Source organism: Streptomyces sp. 796.1 (assembly GCF_047525675.1).
In the GTDB taxonomy this organism is placed as follows: domain Bacteria; phylum Actinomycetota; class Actinomycetes; order Streptomycetales; family Streptomycetaceae; genus Streptomyces.
The window spans coordinates 1-20,725 of the sequence record NZ_JBLIWA010000043.1; the positions used below are offsets into that span (position 1 = coordinate 1).

Annotated in this window: 15 protein-coding genes; 8 read left to right on the forward strand and 7 right to left on the reverse strand. The window is 73.0% G+C overall.

Going from position 1 to position 20,725, the window contains the following annotated elements; genetic code table 11:
• Nucleotides 1-126: 126 nt before the first annotated feature.
• The 4 genes from ACMA1D_RS25645 to ACMA1D_RS25660 all read left to right on the forward strand — a co-directional run bounded on the left by ACMA1D_RS25645 (nt 127) and on the right by ACMA1D_RS25660 (nt 3,201).
• Nucleotides 127-1,050: a carbohydrate ABC transporter permease gene (locus tag ACMA1D_RS25645; protein ID WP_414726369.1), complete on the forward strand. Its 924-nt coding sequence runs from the start codon at nt 127-129 to the stop codon at nt 1,048-1,050.
• The gene (locus ACMA1D_RS25650) at nt 1,047-1,895 is read left to right on the forward strand and encodes a carbohydrate ABC transporter permease (RefSeq protein WP_349994748.1); all 849 of its coding nucleotides are present in this window, start codon (nt 1,047-1,049) and stop codon (nt 1,893-1,895) included. Before ACMA1D_RS25645 ends, ACMA1D_RS25650 begins: the two co-directional genes overlap by 4 nt.
• Nucleotides 1,896-1,951: 56 nt before the next feature.
• On the forward strand, nt 1,952-2,680 hold the full coding sequence (gene npdG, locus ACMA1D_RS25655; RefSeq protein ID WP_414726370.1) for an NADPH-dependent F420 reductase: 729 nt from the start codon (nt 1,952-1,954) through the stop codon (nt 2,678-2,680).
• 296 nt (nt 2,681-2,976) lie between these two features.
• Nucleotides 2,977-3,201 carry a hypothetical protein gene (locus ACMA1D_RS25660; protein ID WP_414726371.1) on the forward strand — a complete coding sequence of 75 codons (225 nt, stop codon included), beginning with the start codon at nt 2,977-2,979 and terminating at the stop codon, nt 3,199-3,201.
• Here ACMA1D_RS25660 and ACMA1D_RS25665 read toward each other — a convergent pair.
• Complete coding sequence (locus tag ACMA1D_RS25665) at nt 3,198-4,010, reverse strand: site-2 protease family protein (protein WP_414726372.1); 813 nt, start codon at nt 4,008-4,010, stop codon at nt 3,198-3,200. The genes ACMA1D_RS25660 and ACMA1D_RS25665 overlap by 4 nt on opposite strands.
• Before the next feature lie 847 nt (nt 4,011-4,857).
• On the opposite strand from ACMA1D_RS25665, the gene ACMA1D_RS25670 reads away from it, so the two are divergent.
• Nucleotides 4,858-9,231 (forward strand): AfsR/SARP family transcriptional regulator, encoded by a 4,374-nt coding sequence (locus ACMA1D_RS25670; RefSeq protein ID WP_414726436.1) that lies wholly within the window; start codon nt 4,858-4,860, stop codon nt 9,229-9,231.
• 263 nt (nt 9,232-9,494) lie between these two features.
• On the opposite strand, the gene ACMA1D_RS25675 is transcribed toward ACMA1D_RS25670, so the two are convergent.
• From ACMA1D_RS25675 to panB, 3 genes are all read right to left on the reverse strand, one after another.
• Nucleotides 9,495-10,361, reverse strand: coding sequence for an ABC transporter permease (locus tag ACMA1D_RS25675; protein ID WP_414726373.1), 867 nt, complete (start codon nt 10,359-10,361; stop codon nt 9,495-9,497).
• Entirely contained in the window at nt 10,358-11,392 is a 1,035-nt protein-coding gene (locus ACMA1D_RS25680) for an ATP-binding cassette domain-containing protein (protein ID WP_414726374.1), read from the reverse strand. Before ACMA1D_RS25680 ends, ACMA1D_RS25675 begins: the two co-directional genes overlap by 4 nt.
• A gap of 175 nt (nt 11,393-11,567) precedes the next feature.
• Nucleotides 11,568-12,539 (reverse strand): 3-methyl-2-oxobutanoate hydroxymethyltransferase, encoded by a 972-nt coding sequence (panB, locus tag ACMA1D_RS25685; RefSeq protein WP_414726375.1) that lies wholly within the window; start codon nt 12,537-12,539, stop codon nt 11,568-11,570.
• 385 nt (nt 12,540-12,924) lie between these two features.
• Here panB and ACMA1D_RS25690 point away from each other — a divergent pair, with 385 nt between their 5' ends.
• The 3 genes from ACMA1D_RS25690 (at nt 12,925) to ACMA1D_RS25700 (ending at nt 17,091) form a co-directional block, all read left to right on the forward strand.
• Nucleotides 12,925-14,625, forward strand: a complete 1,701-nt coding sequence (locus ACMA1D_RS25690) for an MFS transporter (RefSeq protein WP_414726376.1) — start codon at nt 12,925-12,927, stop codon at nt 14,623-14,625.
• Between the two features lie 125 nt (nt 14,626-14,750).
• Nucleotides 14,751-15,578 carry a TetR/AcrR family transcriptional regulator gene (locus tag ACMA1D_RS25695; RefSeq protein ID WP_414726377.1) on the forward strand — a complete coding sequence of 276 codons (828 nt, stop codon included), beginning with the start codon at nt 14,751-14,753 and terminating at the stop codon, nt 15,576-15,578.
• A 469-nt stretch (nt 15,579-16,047) separates the two neighbouring features.
• Entirely contained in the window at nt 16,048-17,091 is a 1,044-nt protein-coding gene (locus ACMA1D_RS25700) for an endonuclease/exonuclease/phosphatase family protein (RefSeq protein ID WP_414726378.1), read from the forward strand.
• 92 nt (nt 17,092-17,183) lie between these two features.
• Here ACMA1D_RS25700 and ACMA1D_RS25705 read toward each other — a convergent pair whose 3' ends face one another.
• From ACMA1D_RS25705 to ACMA1D_RS25715, 3 genes are all read right to left on the reverse strand, one after another.
• Complete coding sequence (locus tag ACMA1D_RS25705; RefSeq protein ID WP_414726379.1) at nt 17,184-17,888, reverse strand: DsbA family oxidoreductase; 705 nt, start codon at nt 17,886-17,888, stop codon at nt 17,184-17,186.
• Between the two features lie 235 nt (nt 17,889-18,123).
• Complete coding sequence (locus tag ACMA1D_RS25710) at nt 18,124-18,522, reverse strand: DUF3307 domain-containing protein (RefSeq protein WP_414726380.1); 399 nt, start codon at nt 18,520-18,522, stop codon at nt 18,124-18,126.
• A 351-nt stretch (nt 18,523-18,873) separates the two neighbouring features.
• Nucleotides 18,874-20,628, reverse strand: a complete 1,755-nt coding sequence (locus ACMA1D_RS25715) for an NAD+ synthase (protein WP_349993932.1) — start codon at nt 20,626-20,628, stop codon at nt 18,874-18,876.
• Nucleotides 20,629-20,725: the final 97 nt, after the last annotated feature.

Sequence of the window (20,725 nt, forward strand, 5' to 3'; positions counted from 1 at the left end):
GGCCGGGCCCGCCACCCGGCCGGGCGCCGCACCGGCCGCCGCCCCACCGCTGCCGGGCCCGCCCCCGGCGAGCGGGGCGCCGCGCGCAGACCCCGACCGGCCGCCAGGCGATAGGAGTACCGCAACGTGAAGCGCCCCACCCGCACCGAGGCCCGCAACGCCCGGGCAGCCGTCGGCTTCCTGCTGCCGTTCCTCGCGGTGTTCCTGCTCTGCTTCCTCGCACCCATCGGCTACGCCGTCTACCAGAGCCTGCTCAAGGTCGAACGGCCGGCGCCGCTCGGCCTCGGCGGCGAGACCAACGAGGTCTGGGCCGGATTCGCCAACTACCGCCACGCCCTGGAGGACGACCGCTTCATCGAGGGCTTCGGCCGCGTACTGCTCTTCGGCGCCGTCCAGATCCCGGTGATGATCGTCTTCGCCACTGCGCTCGCCCTGCTCCTTGAGGCCGCGTCGGCACGCTGGGTCGGCTTCTTCCGCACCGCCTTCTTCCTCCCGTACGGCATCCCCGGCGTCATCGCCTCCATCCTGTGGGGCTTCCTCTACGTGCCCGGCATCAGCCCGCTCGTGGAGATGGCCGACTCGGCCGGCTGGCACGTGGACTTCCTGGCGAGCGACACCGTCCTGTGGTCCATCGCCAACATCGTCACCTGGCAGTTCACCGGCTACAACATGCTCGTCCTGATCGCCCAGCTCAAGGCGATCCCCGCGGAACTCTTCGAGGCCGCGCGGATCGACGGGGCCAGCGCCTGGCAGGTCGCCCGCCACGTCAAGCTGCCGCTGATCAGGCCGGCCCTGGTGCTCACCACCGTGTTCAGCATCATCGGCACCCTGCAACTCTTCGCCGAACCGATGGTGCTGCGCCCGCTCGGCACCTCCATCGACTCCGGCTACACCCCCAACCTGCACGCCTACAACGAGGCGTTCACCAGCAACAACCAGCACATCGCGGCGGCCGAGGCGGTCCTGCTCGCCCTGGTCGCCTGCGTCCTGTCGTTCGGATTCCTCAAACTCGTCGGCCGGGGCTCCCGGGACGGGAGGGGCGACGCATGAGCCAGCAACCGCCGCTGCGGCACCGCATCATCACCGTCTCACTGCTCTCCGTCGCCGCCGTCTACTTCCTGGTGCCCGTCTACTGGCTCACCGTCTCGGCCACCAAGAACACCGGCGACCTCTTCGGCACCTTCGGCTTCTGGTTCGCCAACCCGCACCCCATCGACTACCTGCACGACGTCCTCACCTACGACGACGGGATCTACGTCACCTGGCTGCTCAACAGCCTGCTGTACGCGGGCGTCGGCGCGGTGGCCGCGACGCTGCTCTCGGCCGCCGCCGGCTACGCGCTCGCCAAGTTCGTCTTCCCCGGCCGCGAGGGCGTCTTCAACCTGATCCTCGCCGGCGTGCTGATCCCCGGCACCGCCCTCGCCCTCCCGCTCTACCTGCTGTTCAGCGAGATCGGCCTGGCCGACAGCTACTGGAGCGTGCTGCTGCCCAGCATGGTCAGCCCGTTCGGCGTCTACCTGTGCCGGATCTACGCGTCGGCCGCGGTGCCCGACTCGCTCCTTGAGGCGGCCCGCATCGACGGCGCGGGCGAACTGCGCATTTTCAGCACGCTGGTGCTGCGGCTGATGAGCCCGGCCCTGGTGACCGTCTTCCTGTTCCAGTTCGTCCACATCTGGAACAACTTCTTCCTGCCGCTGGTCATGCTCAACGACGCCGACCTCTACCCGATCCAACTCGGCCTGGTCGGCTGGCAGGGGTACGCCGACCGACAGCCCGAGCTCTACCAGTACACCGTCGGCGGCGCCTTCCTCTCCGTCATCCCGCTGATGGTGCTGATGGGCGTCCTCCAGCGGTACTGGCGCACCGGCCTCGCCGAGGGCAGCGTCAAGGCGTGAGCGGCGCCACGCCGCCCGGTCCGCCCGCGGACCTGCGGTGCTGGCAGGATCGCCGTATGACTACTCCTGATGACACGAGCAAGGGCGCGGCGCCGGCCACGGGCAAGGCACCGGCCAAGGACCCGTGGGAGCTGCCCGACGTGTCCGACCTGGTGGTCGGCGTCCTCGGCGGCACCGGCGACCAGGGCCGGGGCCTCGCCTACCGGCTGGCCAAGGCCGGCCAGCAGGTGATCATCGGCTCGCGGGCCGCCGACCGGGCCCAGGCCGCCGCGGCCGAACTCGGCCACGGCGTGTCGGGCGCGGACAACGCGGAGTGCGCGCGCCGCAGCGACATCGTCATCATCGCGGTGCCCTGGGAAGGACACGCGCGGACGCTGGAGGCGCTGCGCGACGACCTCGCCGGCAAGCTCGTCATCGACTGCGTCAACCCGCTCGGCTTCGACAAGCAGGGCGCGTACGCGCTCAAGCCCACCGAGGGCAGCGCGGCCCAGCAGGCCGCCGCGCTGCTGCCCGAGTCGCGGGTGACGGCGGCCTTCCACCACCTGTCCGCGGTGATCCTCCAGGACCCGGAGATCGCCGAGATCGACACCGACGTGCTGGTGCTCGGCGAGCGCCGGGCCGACACCGACGTGGTGCAGGCGCTGGCCGGCCGCATCCCCGGCATGCGCGGCGTCTTCGCCGGCCGACTGCGCAACGCCCACCAGGTCGAGTCGCTGGTGGCCAATCTGATCTCCGCCAACCGCCGCTACAAGGCCCACGCGGGACTGCGCCTCACGGACATCTGACCTGCGCGGGGGCGGGCGGGGCCGGTTTTCGTGTGACGCGGCTCGGGCCCGTGGCTGGGCGGCTCGGCCCGGGCCCGTGGCCGTGCGAATCGGGGTTCGGGTCCGGCGGCGTACGACCCGATTCGGTACGGGGCCCGGTTTCGCCCTCGCCGTCGTACGGCGGTCCCGCCCCGGGGCCGGGTGGTGCGGCGGCGGGGCGGGGGCCCGGGCGAGGAGGGGGAGACCGGGCGGTGGGGCGGGCGGGTGCGTGGGGGACAATGGCCGGGTCCGACCGCCGCCTCCGCAGGAGCCACCGCATGACCGCCCAGACCAAGCCCGACCCCACCCGGCGCATCGCCGTCTACGCGCTGGTCGTATGCCTGCTGGCCGTGGTGGCTGCCATCGTGTCCTTCGCCAAGGGGAGTCTGCTGGGCATCGTCTGGGTGCTGATGGCCGGTCTCACCAGCAACCTGTGGTGGTTCTCGGTACGCAAGCGGCGGGCCGAGCAGGCGGCGGCCGAGGGCAATCTGCCCACCGCCTAGATCTCCTGCGTGGGGTACCAGCCCGTCTCGGCCGGCGGCACGTCGCGCCAGAAGCGGAAGACGTCGTACCCGTACCGAGTGGCGGACTCCGGCACGTCAAGGGTGCGCAGGAGCGCGTCCACGGCGTCGAAGAACGCCCCGCCCACCTCGGGGATCCACAGCAGGCCGATCACGAGGAGCAGCCCGAACGGGGCGAACGGCGCCACCTGCTGACGCGCCCCGGGGGAGAGCCACGGCTCGATCACCGCATAGCCGTCCAGGCCCGGCACCGGCAGCAGGTTCAGCAGCGCCGCGGAGACCTGGAGCAGTGCCAGGAAGGCCAGTGCGCCGCGGAACGCCAGCGGCGCGTCGTCCAGCAGCCCGAGCCAGAACGGGGCGCTGACCACCACCGCGAACAGCACGTTCGTCGCCGGCCCGGCCGCCGCGACCAGGCTGTGTCGCCAGCGGCCCCGGATGCGGTGCCGCTCGATGAAGACCGCACCGCCCGGCAGCCCGATCCCGCCCAGCACCACGAACAGCACCGGAAGCCCGATGCTCAGCAGCGGATGCGCGTACCTCAGCGGATTCAGCGTCAGATAGCCCTTGGCGGCGATCGACACGTCACCCGAGTGCAGCGCGGTGCGCGCGTGCGCGTACTCGTGCAGGCAGAGCGAGACGACCCAGCCGGCGACGACGAACACGAACACCGCGAAGCCGGTCCCTGCGGTGGCGTCCTCCCACACCACCCAGCCGGCCAGGCCGCACACGACCACCAGCATCAGGAAGACCGGGCTCACCCGGCGGTCGTGGCGGCTGACGGCGCTGGTCATGGGCGGGGCTCCAGACGGACGGGGGGACGGGCCGGGCACCGGGTGCGGTGGCGCCCACCCGGGCGACGGTAGTCGCGCGACGGCGCCCGGCGGGGGAAAAACGAGGCGCGGCCGGCGCGGGGTTCCGGGCAGAGTGGGGGCCGGAAGAGCCGGTTCGGGGGACGGGGAAGAGATGGGTGGCCACGACGGAGTGCCCGGCAGATGTCGGTCAGTGGACGGCGGCGCCCGGCGGGCGCGCCCGCTGCGCGCCGGGCGGGGCTGCCCGCACCGCCGCAACGGCCCCGCCCCACCTCGTGCCGACGCCCCGCAGCCGCCCGCGGCGGACCGTGCCGGGGCCGATCACCCCGCGGCGGACCGCTCCCCGGCGGACCGCCCCGGGGCGGATCACCTCCCGTCGGGCCACCCCGAGGCCGGCCACCCCGGGTCGGACGGGGTCGACGCCGCGTACCCCGCGCCACGGCCGGAACGGGCCGTACGGGCGGACCGGTCCGGAGGGGCAGAGCGATCCGCAGGGCCAGACCGGCGGGAGCGGCCGGGCTGGCCGGGGTGGTCGGGCCAGGGGGGCCGGCCGGGCCAGTCAGATCAGTGGGAGCAGCCGGGCCGGCCGGGGCGGGAAGAGCCGTCGGACCTGCCAGAACGGTCGGGTCCGCCAGCCCAGCCCCCACCCGCTGGCGCCCGCCACGCACCACGGCCGTGCGTACCGGGTCCGCGCCGCACGGCGGGGCCGGCAGGAGGTTCCGGAGGGGGCGGCGGATACGGAGGATTCGTACAACTCCCACCCCCCGCTCTGCCGACGAACGCTGGAGGGCGAGGTCCCGTGCACCCCACGCTTTGGTCGTCGACGACAATGGACGGCGTGCGCTACGGCATACTCGGCACCACCCAGGCCCATCACGAGGACGGTACGCCCGTCCCGCTCGGCGGTGCCCGACTGCGCGCGCTGTTGGCGGCGCTGGCGTTGCGGCCCGGCCGGGTGCGTTCGGTCGACACGCTGATCGCCGACGTCTGGGACGGCGACCCCGGTGCGTCCGGGGCCGGCGGCACGGTGCCCAGGGACGCCGGCGGGGCGCTCCAGGCGCTGATCGGCCGGTTGCGGCGGGCGATAGGGCGGACCGCGATCGTCTCGGTCGACGGCGGCTACCTGCTCCAGACCGACCCGGACTCGATCGACCTGCACCGCTTCGAACGGCTCGCCCAGGACGGCGCCCGGGCGCTGGACGAGGCCGATCCCGCGCTCGCCGCCGACCTGCTCGATGCGGCCCTCGCGCTGTGGCGCGGCCCGGCGCTCACCGATCTGCCGAGCCGGACGGCCCTGGCGGCCCGCGCCGAGGCGCGCCACCTGGACGCCCGCCGCAACCGGGCCCGCGCCGACCTCGCGCTGGGCCGCGCCGCCCACGCGCTGCCGGTCCTCACCGAACTGTGCGGGGCCCACCCGCTGGACGAGTCGCTGCACGCGCTGCGCATCCGCGCCCTGCGCGCCACCGGCCGGACGGCGGAGGCGCTCGCCGCGTACGAGCAGGTGCGCCGCGAACTCGCCGGGCGCCTCGGCACCGACCCCAGCGCGGAACTCCGCACCCTGCACGCCGAACTCCTCACCCCCACCCCCACGCACCACCCCCACCCGACCCCACCGGCGACGGAAGGCCCCCCACGCCCCGCCGCCGGCCCACCGCCCTCGCGCACGGAGACACCGCCCGGCCGCGCCCCGTCCGACGAGGCCCCGCACGGCGGTCGTGCGTACGGGAGCGATTCGTACGGCGGTGGTTCGTACGGTGACGCTGGCTACGGCAGCGGTCCGTACGGCGCCGCGACCGCCGGTGCCGCACCCGGCGTGGAGCGGATACCGGGGCGGCCGGGGGCGGCCGGGGCGAACGGCGCGTCTGGCGCGTCCGGCGCGACGGCCGGAGCGGAGACCGCGGCCGGTCCGGCCGTGAGTCCCGCGGACGACCGTGCCGCGGACGACCGTGCCGCGGACGACCGTGGTGCTGGTGCTGGTGCTGGTGCTGGTGCTGGTGCCGGTGCCGGGACGAGTACGCGTACGGGCGTGCCCGCGGGGGCCGGGCGTGGCAATGCGGCCGGGGCCGAGGCCGGGTCTTTGGACGGGGCCGAGGCCGGAGCCACGGCCGGTGCCGGGGGCGGGCCCGCAGCCGGGCCGCCGTCCGGAGCGTCAGCCGATGCACCGTCCGGAGCGTCAGCCGGGGCGCTGCCCGGAGCGTCGTCCGAAAGCGCGGCGCCGGTTCGCGGCGGTACGGCGGGTGAAGCGCGGCCAGCGCCCGGGGCGGGTGCTCCGCCGCGTGGCAATCTGCGGTCGTCGCTCACCAGTTTCGTCGGCCGGGAACACGACCTCCAGGCGCTCCGCGCCGACCTGCGGGCGCAGCGGCTGGTCACGTTGCTCGGCCCGGGCGGTTCCGGCAAGACGCGGCTGTCGAAGGTCGCCGCGGCCAGCGTCGCCGCCGACTGGCCGGACGGCGTCTGGCTCGCCGAACTCGCCCCCGCGCACGACCCGGGCACCGTCGTGGAGACCGTCCTGACCACGCTCGGCGCGCGGGAGACGGTCATCCGCGGCAGCGCGGCCGAGGAGCTGGGGGTCACGGCCGACCTCGCCGCCCGCGATCCGCTGGCCCGGCTGACCGAACACTGCGCGGCCCGTCGCATGTTGCTCATCCTGGACAACTGCGAGCACGTCATCGAGGCCGCCGCCCGGCTCGCCGAGACGCTGCTCGCGTCCTGCCCCGAGGTCACCGTGCTGGCCACCAGCCGGGAGCCGCTGGCCGTGCCCGGGGAGCTCGTACGCTCCGTCGACCCGCTGCCGCAGCCGGTCGCGCTCCGGCTGCTGGCGGACCGGGGCGCGTCGGCCAGACCCGGGTTCCAGGTCGATGACGACCCGGAGGCGTGCGCGGAGATCTGTCGCCGGCTCGACGGGCTGCCGCTCGCCATCGAACTGGCCGCGGCCCGGCTGCGGCTGCTCTCGCCCAGACAGCTCGCCGACCGGCTCGACGACCGCTTCCGGCTGCTGACCAGCGGCAGCCGCACGCTGTTGCCGCGGCAGCAGACGTTGCGGGCGGTCGTGGACTGGTCCTGGGACCTGCTGGACGAACGGGAGCGCGCGGTGCTGCGCCGGCTCTCGGTCTTCGCGGGCGGCTGCGACCTGGCCTCCGCCGAGGCGGTCTGCGCCGACCCGGCCCCAGCCGCCGGCCCGGCCTCCGATCCGCACCCCGATCCGCACCCCGATCCCGGCACCGCCACCGGCCCGGCCCCCGATCCGTCCTCCGGCACCGAGCGCGGCACCGCCACCGACGGCCCCCGTGGAGCCGCCACCACCGGCGGCCGGCCGTCGGACGCGGCCGGCGCCCCCGGCCCGTACCACCCCACCGCGACAGCCACCACTGCCACTACTGCCAGCACCGCCACCAGCACCACCGCAGCCACCGGCACCCCCACGGCCACCCCGGTCGCCACCGAACACGCCGTCGACCCCCGGGACGTCGCCGCGCTGCTCGGCTCGCTGGTGGACAAGTCGCTGGTGGTCGCGGGGCCGACGGACGCCGTGGGGCCGGGCGTCGGCCCCGACGACGAGCGGGCGCGCCGCCGCCCGGGGCCGTTGCGGGCCGGCCCGACCGGGCCGGACATCGAGCTCTCCGCCGACCTCGGCCGCGACGACAGCATGCGCTACCGACTCCTGGAGACGGTCGCCGAGTACGCGGCCGAGCGGCTCGACGAGGCGGGCGAGCGGCCCGCCGTGGAGCGCCGCCACCTCGTCGCGTACCGCGAACTCGCCCGCCGCGCCGACCCGCTGCTGCGCGGCGCCGCCCAGGGGTGCTGGCTGTGGACCCTGGAGCGGGAGCACGAGAACCTGCGCACCGCGCTGCGCCGGGCCGTCGCCGCCGGCGACGAGCACGAGGCGCTGTGCCTGGTGCTGTCCCTGCACTGGTTCTGGCACCTGCGCGGCCACCGCGCCGACCTGCGGACCTGGGCGAGCGCCGCGTCCGACCTCGGCCCCAACCCGTTCCAGGCCCCCGTGACGGTCGCCCCGCCGCTGACGGCGCGGCCCATCGACACGCCGCCGCCCATGGCGCCCGAACAACTCCAGGAGGCGCGGCGCGGCGTCCGGCTGCTGGCGCTCGCCATCCTGGAGGGCGATCTGCACCAGATGGAACAACCCGAGGTCAAACGGCAGTTGCAGGGGCTCGCCGACAGCTACCGGCCGGGGCTGCCGCAGACCTGCCGGATGCCGGGGGTGCTCTGGTTCTTCGCGGCGCTGATGATCGGCGACTACCCGCAACTGCGCGAGATCGTCGACGCGTCGGTGCGCACCAGCCGCGCGCTCGGCGACCCCTGGGAGCTGGCGTTCGCCCTGCAACTGCGGGCCAAGGTGCTCTCCGCCCGCCACAGTGACCCCGCCGCGCTCGACGACGACATCGGCGAGAGCCTGGAGATCTTCGCCCGGCTCGGCGACGCCTGGGGCGCGGCCGAGGCGCTCTCCGGACGCGGCGAACTGCGCGAGTCCCGCGGCGACTACGCGGCGGCGGCCGATGACTACCGGCAGGCGATCGGATACGCCGAGCGGCTCGGTGCGCAGAGCCAGGTGTCGCTGCTGCGGGCCCGGCTCGCCGGCCTGCTGATCGAGCGCGCCGCGACGGAACAAGAGGTCGAACAGGGCGCCCAGATGCTCGCCGAGATCCTGGCCGAGGGCCAGCGGATGAGCACCGAAGCCATGTCGTACGCCCGGCTGCACTATGCCGTCTGGTGCGCCGAACAGGGACAACTCGGGCAGGCGCGGCGCCAGTTCGAGCAGCAGCTCGTGGAGTTCGGGGCGCGTACGCACGAGCTGTTCCAAGGGGTGATGGAGGGGCTGCTCGGCTGGCTCGACGTGCTGGAGGGGCGGCCGGCCGATGCGCTGGTGCGGCTGCGTTCCGCGCTCGTCAAGACGCAGTCGTCGGTGACCTGCACGGTCGTGCCCCAGGTGCCGATCGCGCAACTGGTCACCGGCGCCCAGGCGCTGGTCGGCCTCGGCGGCACCGAGCGGGCCAGGGCCGCGGCGCGGATGATCGGCACCCACGACGCCCAGTACCCGGCGGCGCTGCGCCCCGGCCGGGTGCACCAGGCGGAGCGGGCCAAGGCGGAGGCCGCGGCCCGTGCCGTGCTGACGGACCCGGTGTACGAGCAGGCGTACGCGGAGGGCCGCCGCCTCTCCCTCGCGGAGGCGGCGGCCCTGCTGTGACGCGTCGCTGATCGACCGCCCGCGGTGCGGTCACCGCCGGCGGGCCCACGGCCGGTGGATCCACGGCCGGGGGTCGGAACCGTGCCGTGCCGGGCCGATGCCCCGGGCCCTTCGGTCGCCCGGTGCCGGGCGCCGTGGTGCGGGACGTGCCATCGCATCCCGCACCACGGCGCAGCCGCCGCCCCCGCGACGGTTGCTGCGACCTCCGCGCCACCCGTGGACACGCCCGCCACCTGCGGCGGGCCGGCCGGCCGGGCCACGGATCAGATCTTCGTACGGAACTTGCGCACCGCCAGCGGCGCGGTCACCACGGTGATGCCCACGCACCAGGCCAGCGTCGCCAGCACCGGGTCGGCCACATCGCCCTGTCCGATCATCAGGGCCCGGGCCGCGTCGGCCAGGTTGGAGAGCGGGTTGTAGTCCGTGAAGGCCTGCAACCAGCCCGGCATCGTCATGGTCGGCGCGAACACCGAGGAGCCGAACTGGAGCGGCATCAGGATCAGGAAGCCGAAGCCCTGCACCGCCTGCGGCGTCTTCATGGTCAGCCCGAGCAGCATGAAGATCCAGGTCAGCGACGTACCGAAGAGCAGCGCCAGGCCCATCGCGGCCAGCAGCTTCAGCGGGCCGGTCTCCAGGTCGAAGCCGATGAGGAAGGCCACCGTCAGCAGGATCACGGTGGAGACCAGCATCCGGCCGCCCTCCACGATCAGCTTGGCTATGAGCACCGACGAGCGGGCGATCGGCATCGTGCGGAACCGGTCCATCACCCCCTTGCTGAAGTCGTCGTTGACGCCGGTGCCGACCGACATGGCGATGTTGAGACCGCCCATCGCCATCAGGCCGGGGATCACGTAGTTGATGTACGCGTCGCGGTTGCCGCCGAGGCTGCCGCCGACCGCGCCACCGAAGACGTACACGAACAGCAGCGTGAAGATGATCGGCATCAGCAGGGCGTCGGACATCGACCCCGGGTCCTGCTTGATCTGCATCGCGTTGCGGCGCGCCAGCGCGCCGATGTGCCGCAGGTTCGCGCGCAGGCCGATGCGGCCGTCGTCGGAGCCCACCTTGCCGGCCCGGTGCTGCTGTTGGCCCGGGGTCTGGTCCGGGGCCGTGATGGTTGCCGCGCTCATGCGGCGACCTCCTCAAGCTCGTCGTTCTTGCCCAACTCGCTGTCGGAGGTCTTGCGGCCGGTGATGGCCAGGAACACCTCGTCCAGGCTGGGCAGATGGGTGTCGATGCTGGCGATGGTGAAGCCGCGGTCGCTCAGCAGCCCGATCAGCGCCGTCAACTGCTCGTCGCTCACGATCGGCACGCTGACCAGGCCCTCTGCCTCATCGGCCCGCGCGCCGGCGACGCCTTCGAGGCCCGCCTGCGCCACGGCCCCGACCATGCGGTGCAACTGCGCCGGGTCCGACGGTCGGATCTGGAGGGTGCGGCCACCGACCCGCGCCTTCAACTCGTCCACCTGGCCACCGGCGATGACCCGGCCGCGGTCGATGACGGTCAGCTCGTGCGCGAGCTGCTCGGCCTCCTCCATGTACTGCGTGGTCAGCAGGACCGTGGCGCCGTCGGTGACCATCCGGCGCACCTCGGCCCACACCTCGTTGCGGGTGCGCGGGTCCAGGCCGGTGGTCGGCTCGTCCAGGTAGAGCACCTGCGGGTTGCCGATCATGGAGGCGGCGAGGTCGAGCCGGCGCCGCATACCGCCCGAGTACTGGCCGGCGGGGCGCTTGGCGGCCTCGGTGAGCGAGAACCGCTCCAGCATGTCGTCGGCGCGCTTGCGCGAGGCCGCGCGCGAGAGGTCGAGCAACCGCCCGATCATGTACAGGTTTTCCCAGCCGGAGAGCTTCTCGTCCACCGAGGCGTACTGCCCGGTGAGGCCGATCGCCCGGCGGAGCTGCCGCGGCTGGCGCAGCACGTCGAATCCGGCCACCCGGGCGGTGCCGGCGTCCGGCACGACCAGCGTGGAAAGGCAGCGCACCAGCGTGGTCTTGCCGGCACCGTTGGGTCCGAGGACACCGAGCACGGTGCCTTCCCTGACGTCGAGGTCAACGCCGTCGAGCGCCTTGGTCGTGCCGTAGTGCTTGACCAACCCCCGCACCTCGACCGCGTTGCCGCGGCCGGGACTTGCGTCGTGTAGTGAGTTCTGCGAACGCGTCATGGCGTAACACTCTCAGACGCCACTGACAACCGACCTACAGGCCACCGACGGCCCGCCGACATCCAAACGTCGGCGGGCCGTCCAAAAGGTATTTGGCCTGGTCGCGACTGGTCCGATGGGGTAGTTCGGGCCGTTTGCCACCACGCGCGGGTATTACACGCCTCTTGTGAGGCTATTAGTGGAAAGCGTGCTCGGGAGCCGGGTAGCTGCCGCCCACGACGTCGTCGGCGAAGGCGCGGGCGGCGTCCCCGAGGGTCTGGCGCAACTGCGCGTACTGCTTGACGAAACGCGGTACCCGGCCGCCGTTCAGACCGGCCATGTCCGTCCACACCAGCACCTGCGCGTCGCACTCCGCGCCCGCGCCGATGCCCACCGTCGGGATGTGCAGGGAACGCGTCACCTCGGCGGCGAGTTCGGCCGGTACGAGTTCGAGTACCACCGCGAACGCGCCCGCGTCCTGCGCGGCCTTGGCGTCCCGCAGCAACTGCTGGGCCGCTTCCTCGCCGCGCCCCTGCACCGGGTAGCCGCCGTAGGCGTTGACGGACTGCGGGGTGAGGCCGATGTGGGCCATCACCGGGATGCCCGAGCGCACCACCAGTTCGATCTGGTCGGCCGAGCGCTCGCCGCCCTCCAGCTTCACCGCGCCCACGCCCGCCTCCTTGACCAGTCGGGTCGCACTGCGCAGCGCCTGCACCGGGCCCTCCTGGTAGGTCCCGAACGGCAGGTCGCCGACGATCAGGGCGCGCTTGGTGCCGCGGACCACCGCGGCGGAGAGGATGGTGATCTCGTCCATGGTGACCGGCACGGTCGACTCGTACCCGAGGTGGCAGTTGCCCATCGAGTCGCCGACGAGCATCACGGGGATGCCGGCCTCGTCGAAGACCGATGCGGTCATCGCGTCGTAGGCGGTGAGCATCGGCCACTTCTCGCCGCGTTCCTTGGCCGCCGCGATGTCGCGGACGGTGATCCGGCGGGAGCCCTTGCCCCCGTACAGCGCCTTGTCGCGCGCGGCACCGGCACCGGACGCGCCCGCGGCGGGGGTGGAGGCGCCCGTTGCGGGTGGGGTGGAGGCGCGGGTGGCGGGTGGGGTGGAAGCGCGGGTGGCGGGTGGGGTGGAAGCAGCCTGGTTTGAGGCATGCGTCGTCATGACGTGTCTCCGTTTTCGTCATCTCAAGGCGCCCTGACGGCGTCCCTGGACCGCTTCCATGCTGGCACGCGGCCCGTACGGTGCGGAAGGGCCCTTGGGCCCCGTTCGCCCCACAGGCCACGACCGCGATCCGGACGCCCGACGGCCACCCCCGCCCCGCGGTGGGAGCCCTGCGGTCGGTAGCCCGCGGCCCGAGGCGCTGCGGCCCGAGGCCCCCGCGGCCCGCGGTCAGCGCCCGGCGGGCGGTGCTCTGCGGCCGGCACCCCGCTCCGTGCGGCGCCCCGCGGCCGGCCCGCCCCGCGGCGGGTCTCCTCGCCCCCATCTCTGCGTAAAGACTTTCCAATACGAGACGGTCTCGTTTCGAAATGGACGTAGCCTGGCCGGCATGGCAACACCATCCGACATAGCCACGGTCCGTACCGTGCCCGAGGCGATCCACCGCAGGCGGTGGGCGATCCTCGTCGTCCTCATGTTCAGCGTGCTGATCGTGGTCCTGGACAACTCGATCCTCAACGTCGCCATGAAGACCATCTCGCAGCCGGAACCGACCGGTTTGGGTGCCACCCAGAGCGAGCTGGAATGGGCGATCAACTCCTACACCCTGGTCTTCGCCGGGCTGCTCTTCACCGCCGGCCTGTTCGGCGACCGGGTCGGCCGCAAGAAGGTGCTGCTCGCCGGCATGCTGGTGTTCGGCATCGGCTCGGTGCTCGCCGCGTTCTCCGGCTCGCCCGCCGAACTGATCACCTACCGGGCCGTGATGGGCCTCGGCGGCGCCCTGGTGATGCCCGCCACCCTGGCGATCTTGATGAACGTCTTCGAGCGTGACGAGCAGCCCAAGGCGATCGGCATCTGGGTCGCCGCCGTCGGCCTCGCCATCGCCATCGGCCCGATCACCGGCGGCATCCTGCTCGAACACTTCTGGTGGGGCTCGGTCTTCCTGGTCAACGTCCCGGTCGTGATCGTCGGGCTGATCGCGATGGTCGTCCTGGTGCCGGACTCCCGCGACCCCTCGCCCGGCCGGTTCGACCCGGTCGGCGTGCTGCTGTCCGTCATCGGCCTGGTGCTGCTGGTCTACGGAATCATCAAGGGCGGCCAGTTGGCCGACTTCGCCGACCCCGAGGTGCTGGGCACCAGCGGCGGTGGCCTGCTGGTCCTGCTGCTGTTCGTCTGGTACGAGCGGCGCGTGGAGCACCCGGCGATCGACATCAGCTACTTCCGCAAGCCCGCCTTCTCGGCGGCCATCGCCGCCATCGCGCTGGTCTTCTTCGCGCTGATGGGCGTCACGTTCTTCATCGTCTTCTACACCCAGAGCGTGCGCGGCTACAGCGCCCTGGAGTCGGGCCTGCTGTTGCTGCCGCTGGCCGGCGCCCAGTTGATCTTCGCGCCGCGCACCCGCCTTGTGGTGGACCGCTTCGGGGCGCGCGCCGTGTGCACCGCGGGCATGGTGGTGATCGCCGGGACGTTGGCCGGCTTCCTGCTGCTCGACGTGGACAGCCCGATCTGGGTCCTGGAAGTGCTCTTCTTCCTCCAGGGCGCGGGCATGGCGCACATCATGCCGCCGGTCACCGTCGCGATCATGCAGTCGCTGCCGCGGGACAAGGCGGGTTCGGGCTCCGCGCTGAACAACACCTTCCGGCAGGTCGGCGGGGCGCTGGGGGTGGCCGTACTGGGTTCGCTGCTGTCGACCACGTACCGTAACGGCATCGACGACGAACTCAAGGCCGTCCCCGGCCTCTCCGACGAACAGCGCCACAGCGCGGGCGAGTCCATCGAGGCGACGCTCGGCGCGGCGCAGCGGATGGGCGAGCAGGGCAAGGCGCTGGTCGCGCCCGCGCACGACGCCTTCATCCACGCCATGCACCTGACGGCGGTCGCCGCGGCCGGTGTCGCGGTGCTGGGCGCGCTGGTCGTGGCGGTGTTCCTGCCCGGCAAGCAGCCCGTACCGGCCCAGCGGCCCGGTGCGACGGGCGGCGGCGATGAGCCTGGTGCGGCTGGTGCGGCTGGTGCCGATGCAGCCGGTACGGCGGGTGCAGCCGGTACGGCGGGGTCGGCGGGCGGACCGAACACCCTGGAGGCACACCGGTGATCCCCACGCCATCCGACGCCGGCCGGACGCCCGGTCGGGCCACCCCACCACCAGGCCGCGCCCGGCGCGCGCCCGGCGACGGGGCGGCCCGGCGGACGGGCGCTGGAGCGAGTGCGCCGGATGGCGTGCCGGCCCCGGCCGGCCCCCACCACCCCGGGGACCTGCCGGCGCCGCAGGACCTGGTCGCCCTTGATACCACCACGGACACAACCACCACCACGGCCACGGACGCAGCCACGGCCTCGGCCCCGGCCCCGGACCCGGTCGTGGCCGCGGCAGGCGCTCCCGGCCCCCGCCGCGCCGCCACGGCCACCGCCGTCGCCGGCGACGGGCTCGACGCGTTGCCCGAGCCGGCCGGCGGCGGGGCGGGGGAGCGGCGGGGCCGCCCGCGCAGCGCCGCGGCTGACACCGCGATCGTGGAAACCGTGCTGCGGCTGCTCGAAGAGGGCGCCACGGTCGCCGACCTGTCCATGGAGCGCATCGCCCGGGAGGCCGGCGTCGGCAAGGCCACCGTCTACCGGCGCTGGTCGGGCAAGCCCGCGCTGATGCTGGACGTGATGCAGGCCCTGGACAGCGATACGCCCGCGCCCACCGGCGCGTCCGTCCGCGACGACCTGGTCCAGATGCTGGAGTCGATGCGCAGGCGCGGCCTCGCCAAGCGCCAGTCAGCGCTGGTGCGCACGGTGTTGACCCAGGTGAAGGCGCAGCCGGAACTCTGGGACGCCTACCACACGAACGTGATCCAGAAGCGGCAACAGGTCATGCGCGAGATCCTCACCCGTGGGATGGCCAGCGGCGAGATCCGCGCGGACGAGGACGTCGACTTCGTCGCCGAACTCTTCGTCGGCCCGATGCTCTCGCGCGTCCTGCTGCACGAGTGGCAGGAACTCCCCGAGGGCCTCGCCGAGCGCATCGTCGACACCGTCCTGGACGGGGTGCGCCCGCACGACTGAGCCCGTACGCCGCCGTGCCGGTGCGCCGCGTACGCATCGCCCATGCACCGCGGACGCGCCTCGTACGGGGCGGTACGGTGCGGTGCCGCGTGTTCCGCGCGGCAAGGCGACCGCCCGTCCCCCGGGGAGGCTGCGGACGCGGCAGCCTCCCCGGACCAGCCGGGGTGAAGTCGGGCGAATCACCCGCCGGACGGGGGAGTTCCGGCCAGTCGTGGGCGGGCCGGCGCCGGCGATGGTCTGCGCTGCGTGGCGCTGCGCGGGCCGCTGCCCTTGTTGCACTCCTTGTAGTGGATCTACGACGGTTTGTGCCAGCCGTGTCACAGGCCCCGCCCAACTCGCCGAAAACGGAACCCGGGCCCGCCCGCCACTCGTCCTCACTTTCGAGACGCCCACCCGGAGCGTCGGAAACACCCTGGTCATCACCTATGGTCTAGGCGGTGGCGGGCCGGTGAGCTAGTGAGGACGACGCATGGCGCAGGCGTACGCGGAAGAGACCGGGCACGACCGGGACGAGCCCGGACCGGCCCGTTCTCGGGCGGAGCGCCTCAAGGATTACGGGCGGCGGCTGATCGACGGCTGGCGGGGCCGCGAGGTGTGGCGGCGCGGTCTGGTGGTGGCCGGGTTCGCGGTGCTCCTCGCGCTGCTGATGATCCTGCACGCGCAGATCCCCAACAACGTCGGCAACCTCGGCAGCCTGCTGGAGACGTTTCTGCCGTGGATCGGGATGGTGGGCATTCCCATCCTGTTGGTCTGTGCGCTGGTGCGCCGCTCGGCGACCGCGCTGGTCGTGCTGTTGATGCCGGTGATCGTCTGGCTGAATCTCTTCGGCTCCCTGTTGACCAGCAAGTCCGGATCGGGCGGCGACCTCACCGTCGTCAGCCACAACGTCAACGCCGACAACGCCGACCCGGCCAGTACGGCCAAGGACGTGGCCGCGTCCGGCGCCCAGGTGGTCGCGCTGGAGGAAGTGACCGGCGACGCGGCCCCCACGTACGAGCGCGAGCTCAAGTCGGCGTACCCGTACCACACGATCCAGGGCACGGTCGGGCTGTGGAGCACGTACCCGATCAAGGACGCGCAGATCGTGGACATCCAGATGGGGTGGTCCCGCGCGCTGCGGGCCACGGTGACCGCGCCCAAGGGCGAGGTCGCGGTGTACGTGGCCCACCTCCCCTCCGTACGCGTCAAGTTCAACGCCGGCTTCACCGCGGGGCAGCGCGATGACAGCGCGCGGGCGCTGGGCGCCGCCATCCGGGCCGAGCGGCTGGAGCGGGTGATCCTGCTCGGCGATCTGAACGGCACCGTCAACGACCGCGCGCTGGCCCCCGTCACCTCCCAGCTCCGCTCCGCGCAGGGCGCCGCGGGCGACGGCTTCGGCTTCAGTTGGCCCGCCTCGTTCCCGATGGCCCGCATCGACCAGATCCTGGTGCGCGGCGTGGAGCCGGTCTCGGCGTGGACCCTGCCCGACACCGGCAGCGACCACTTGCCGGTGGCCGCCTCGGTCAACTTCTAGCCTCCGGCGGCCTGCGGCCGTCGAAGGGCCGGGCCGTTCCCCGACCGGCCGGCCGGCCGACGACCCCGCTGGCCGATCGCCCGGGCCCCGGCTCAGTCGCGCGGTACCTCGCACGCGTCGCCCTCGCACGCCGCGCCCTGGCCCGTCGTGGGCGCCGTGGCGGTCGCGGTCTCCCGGGCGACCTGCTCGAAGACGCGCAGGAAGGTGTCCGCCTCCTGGCCGCCCTGGACGGCCCACTGGCCCTCGAAGACGAAGGTGGGCACGGCCGTGACGCCGCGCGCCCGGGCCACCTCGATCTCGTCCAGCACCTCGTCGTGGAGGTCGTCGCCGTTCAGGAACTCGGTGATCGGGTCACGGTCGAGCCCGACCTCGACGGCGGCGTCGGCGAGCTGTGCGCGGTCGCCGATGTCCATCGCCTCGCCGAAGTGGGCGGCGAGCAGCCGCCCCTTGAGCCGGGCCTGCGCCTCGGGCCCGTACGCGTCGAGCACGTACCGCAGCAGCCGGTGGGCCAGCAGCGAGTTGTTCTCGACGACCGTGTCGAAGTCGAAGACGAGGTCCTCGGCCGCGCCCAGCTCCGTGATCCGCGCGTCCATCTGCACGGACTGCGGCCCGTACTTGGCCGCCAGCACCTCACGGTGCGGCAACGGCTCCTCCGGCGCGCTCGGGTCGAGCTGGAACGGCCGGTAGACCACCTCGACCTGGTCCGCCTGCGGGTACGCGGCCAGCGCCTGCTCGAAGCGCGCCTTGCCGACGTAACACCACGGGCATGCGATGTCGCTGTAGATCTCGACCTTCACCGGTCCACTCCTCGTTGCTGCACGGATCGTCGCCGCATCGACATTCTTTTGAATCGTCAAGCGCTCCCGTGGAGAACCGGACGACGCGGCCGAGTATTCCCGCCCTCGCGCGGGGACGCCTCCCGGGAGCCGGGCTCGCCCGCCGGAGATCCGGAGGGGGCCGGCGGGCGCAAGACTCCCGGTAGGTGGAGCGGACCTCAAACAAGGTGTTTCGACATCATGTGAGGTACGTCGATTAAGACGTGCCAGCAATGGCCAGTGCGGCGACCATAAGCGCGAAAACGTGCGCGACCTGGTCGATAGGGGCGGCTCCTCCTTCCTCGAAGGACTTTTCCTGGAGGCTGTTCTTCATCCACCGCTCCACTGGCCACCCGCGGTCGACGAAGGAGTGGCTGGCACCGATCCAGACCAGGGCGATCAGGGAAACGGAAACGCCGAAGCGGAGGTCGAGCACGACTGCGCCCGTGGCGAGCAGGGCGGCTGACGTCCCCACGTGCGTGAGGGAGTGCGCGGCATTGGCGCGCCACCCGACCGCGGTTCGCTCTCCTTTATGCGCTGCCTGGTGGTCTGTCTGGAGCGGGTAATCGGCTAATAAATGGGCGACATATAACAGAACAAAAAGCGATGCGAACATGCGTGGAGCCTCCTAGCGGGCAGGACGATGAGCGGTGTGCTCCGTTGTCGGCGGGCCGTGCGGAACGAGAGCATTCCATGGCTGCTGCACCGGTCGCGGCCGAAACGGCAATCACCGGCGGTGCTCGGCGCGATGTCGCGTCTCCGAATTGGCCCCGGCCAGCCCGCCCGTGCCCGGCAGCGCCGCCGCCGGTGCGCGAGGACCCGTGCCTGGCCACACTTCACCCCACGCCGCACACTCCACACCTCACACCCACTCGCGGAGCGGCCCCACACCCCACACGCGGAAGCGGCCCGCCGGAAGTCCCCGGCGGGCCGCTCGTGCGAGGCGCCCGTTCGGTGCGCCGCGGGCTCAGCCCGACTCGCGCCACCGGTTGGTGATCGGCAGCCGGCGGTCCTTGCCGAAGCCCTTCGCGGAGATCTTGGTGCCCGGCGGGTACTGGCGGCGCTTGTACTCGGCCGCGTCCACCATCCGCAGCACCCGCGTCACCAGCTCGGGTTCGAAGCCCGCCGCGACGATCTCGGCGCAGCCCTGGTCGCGGTCGACGTACCGCTCCAGGATCTGGTCGAGCACGTCGTAGTCGGGCAGCGAGTCGGCGTCCACCTGGCCGGGGCGCAGTTCCGCGCTCGGCGGCTTGGTGATCGAGTTCTCCGGGATCGGCGGGGTCTGGCCGCGCTCGACGGCCGCCTGGTTGCGCCAGCGGGCGAGGCGGAAGACGACCGTCTTGTACAGGTCCTTGATCGGCCCGTACGCGCCGACGGAGTCGCCGTAGAGCGTGGAGTAGCCGCAGGCCAGCTCCGACTTGTTGCCGGGGGCCAGCACGATGTGGCCCTCCTGGTTGGAGAGCGCCATCAGCAGCGTGCCGCGCAGCCTGGCCTGGAGGTTCTCCTCGGCCAGACCCGTCAGGTCGAGCGAGCCCATGTACGCGTCGAACATCGGCACGATGGGGGCCGTACGGAAGTTGAGGCCGGTGCGCCGGGCCAGTTCCGCCGCGTCCTCCTTGGAGTGGCCGGAGGAGTACTTGGACGGCATGGAGACGCCGTACACGTTGCGGGCGCCCAGCGCGTCGCAGGCGATGGCCGCCACCAGCGCCGAGTCGATCCCGCCGGAGAGCCCGATGAGCACGCTGCGGAAGCCGTTCTTGGCGACGTACGCGCGCAGGCCCACCACCAGCGCCGTGTAGACCTCCTCGTCGTCACCGAGCCGCTCGGCCTCGCCGCCGGCCAGCTCCGGCTCGTACGCAGGCACCGGGTCCTGGCTGAGCGTGACGTGGTCGATCCGCAGCCCGTCGTCGACCACGCCGGACGGCGGCTGCGGGGCCGCGGCCGGCAGGTCGAGGTCGACCAGGACGCAGCCCTCGGCGAACTGCGGGGCCCGCGCGATCACCGTGCCGTCCGCGCCCACCACGATCGAGTCGCCGTCGAAGACCAGGTCGTCCTGGCCGCCGATCATCGCCAGGTAGGCGGTGGTGCAGCCGGCCTCCTGGGCCCGCTTACGGACCAGTTCGAGCCGGGTGTCGTCCTTCTCGCGCTCGTACGGCGAGGCGTTGATGGACACCAGCAGACCGGCGCCGGCGGAGCGGGTGGCGGGCACCCGGCCGCCCTCCTGCCACAGGTCCTCGCAGATGGCGAGGGCCACGTCCACCCCGTGCACCCGGATGACCGGCAGCGTCTCGCCGGGCACGAAGTAGCGGAACTCGTCGAAGACGCCGTAGTTCGGCAGGTGGTGCTTGGCGAAGGTGAGCGCCACCTGTCCGCGGTGCAGCACGGCGGCGGCGTTGCGCGGCGCGCCCGCCGGCTGGCCGTACCGCGGCTGCTCCCGGTCGCTGCGGTCCAGGTAGCCGACGACCACCGGCAACTCGCCGAACCCCTCGGCCGCCAGCCGGGCGGCGAGCGCGGTGAGCGCGGCGCGGGACGCCTCGACGAAGGAGGCGCGCAGCGCCAGGTCCTCGACGGGGTAGCCGGTCAGCGCCATCTCGGGGAACGCCACCAGGTGGGCGCCCTGTTCGGCGGCGTGCCGGGTCCATTGGACGACGGTCTCCGCATTGGCCGCGAGGTCACCGACGGTGGAGTCGATCTGATTCAGAGCGAGGCGAAGTTGAGGCACGCGGCCCAGTGTAATCGTCTATTTGACGCGATGGGGTGGTGAGGGCGACCACACCGCGCCGCCGGGGGCGACGGCGGGGGCCCGGAGGCGGGGGTGG

Coding starts and splice junctions, on each gene's coding strand:
- panB (WP_414726375.1), bottom strand. CDS start 12,539: ATGACGACGCATGCCTCAAACCAGGCTGCTTCCACCCCACCCGCCACC.
- ACMA1D_RS25680 (WP_414726374.1), bottom strand. CDS start 11,392: ATGACGCGTTCGCAGAACTCACTACACGACGCAAGTCCCGGCCGCGGC.
- ACMA1D_RS25660 (WP_414726371.1), top strand. CDS start 2,977: ATGACCGCCCAGACCAAGCCCGACCCCACCCGGCGCATCGCCGTCTAC.
- npdG (WP_414726370.1), top strand. CDS start 1,952: ATGACTACTCCTGATGACACGAGCAAGGGCGCGGCGCCGGCCACGGGC.
- ACMA1D_RS25700 (WP_414726378.1), top strand. CDS start 16,048: ATGGCGCAGGCGTACGCGGAAGAGACCGGGCACGACCGGGACGAGCCC.
- ACMA1D_RS25670 (WP_414726436.1), top strand. CDS start 4,858: ATGGACGGCGTGCGCTACGGCATACTCGGCACCACCCAGGCCCATCAC.
- ACMA1D_RS25665 (WP_414726372.1), bottom strand. CDS start 4,010: ATGACCAGCGCCGTCAGCCGCCACGACCGCCGGGTGAGCCCGGTCTTC.
- ACMA1D_RS25675 (WP_414726373.1), bottom strand. CDS start 10,361: ATGAGCGCGGCAACCATCACGGCCCCGGACCAGACCCCGGGCCAACAG.
- ACMA1D_RS25690 (WP_414726376.1), top strand. CDS start 12,925: ATGGCAACACCATCCGACATAGCCACGGTCCGTACCGTGCCCGAGGCG.
- ACMA1D_RS25650 (WP_349994748.1), top strand. CDS start 1,047: ATGAGCCAGCAACCGCCGCTGCGGCACCGCATCATCACCGTCTCACTG.
- ACMA1D_RS25710 (WP_414726380.1), bottom strand. CDS start 18,522: ATGTTCGCATCGCTTTTTGTTCTGTTATATGTCGCCCATTTATTAGCC.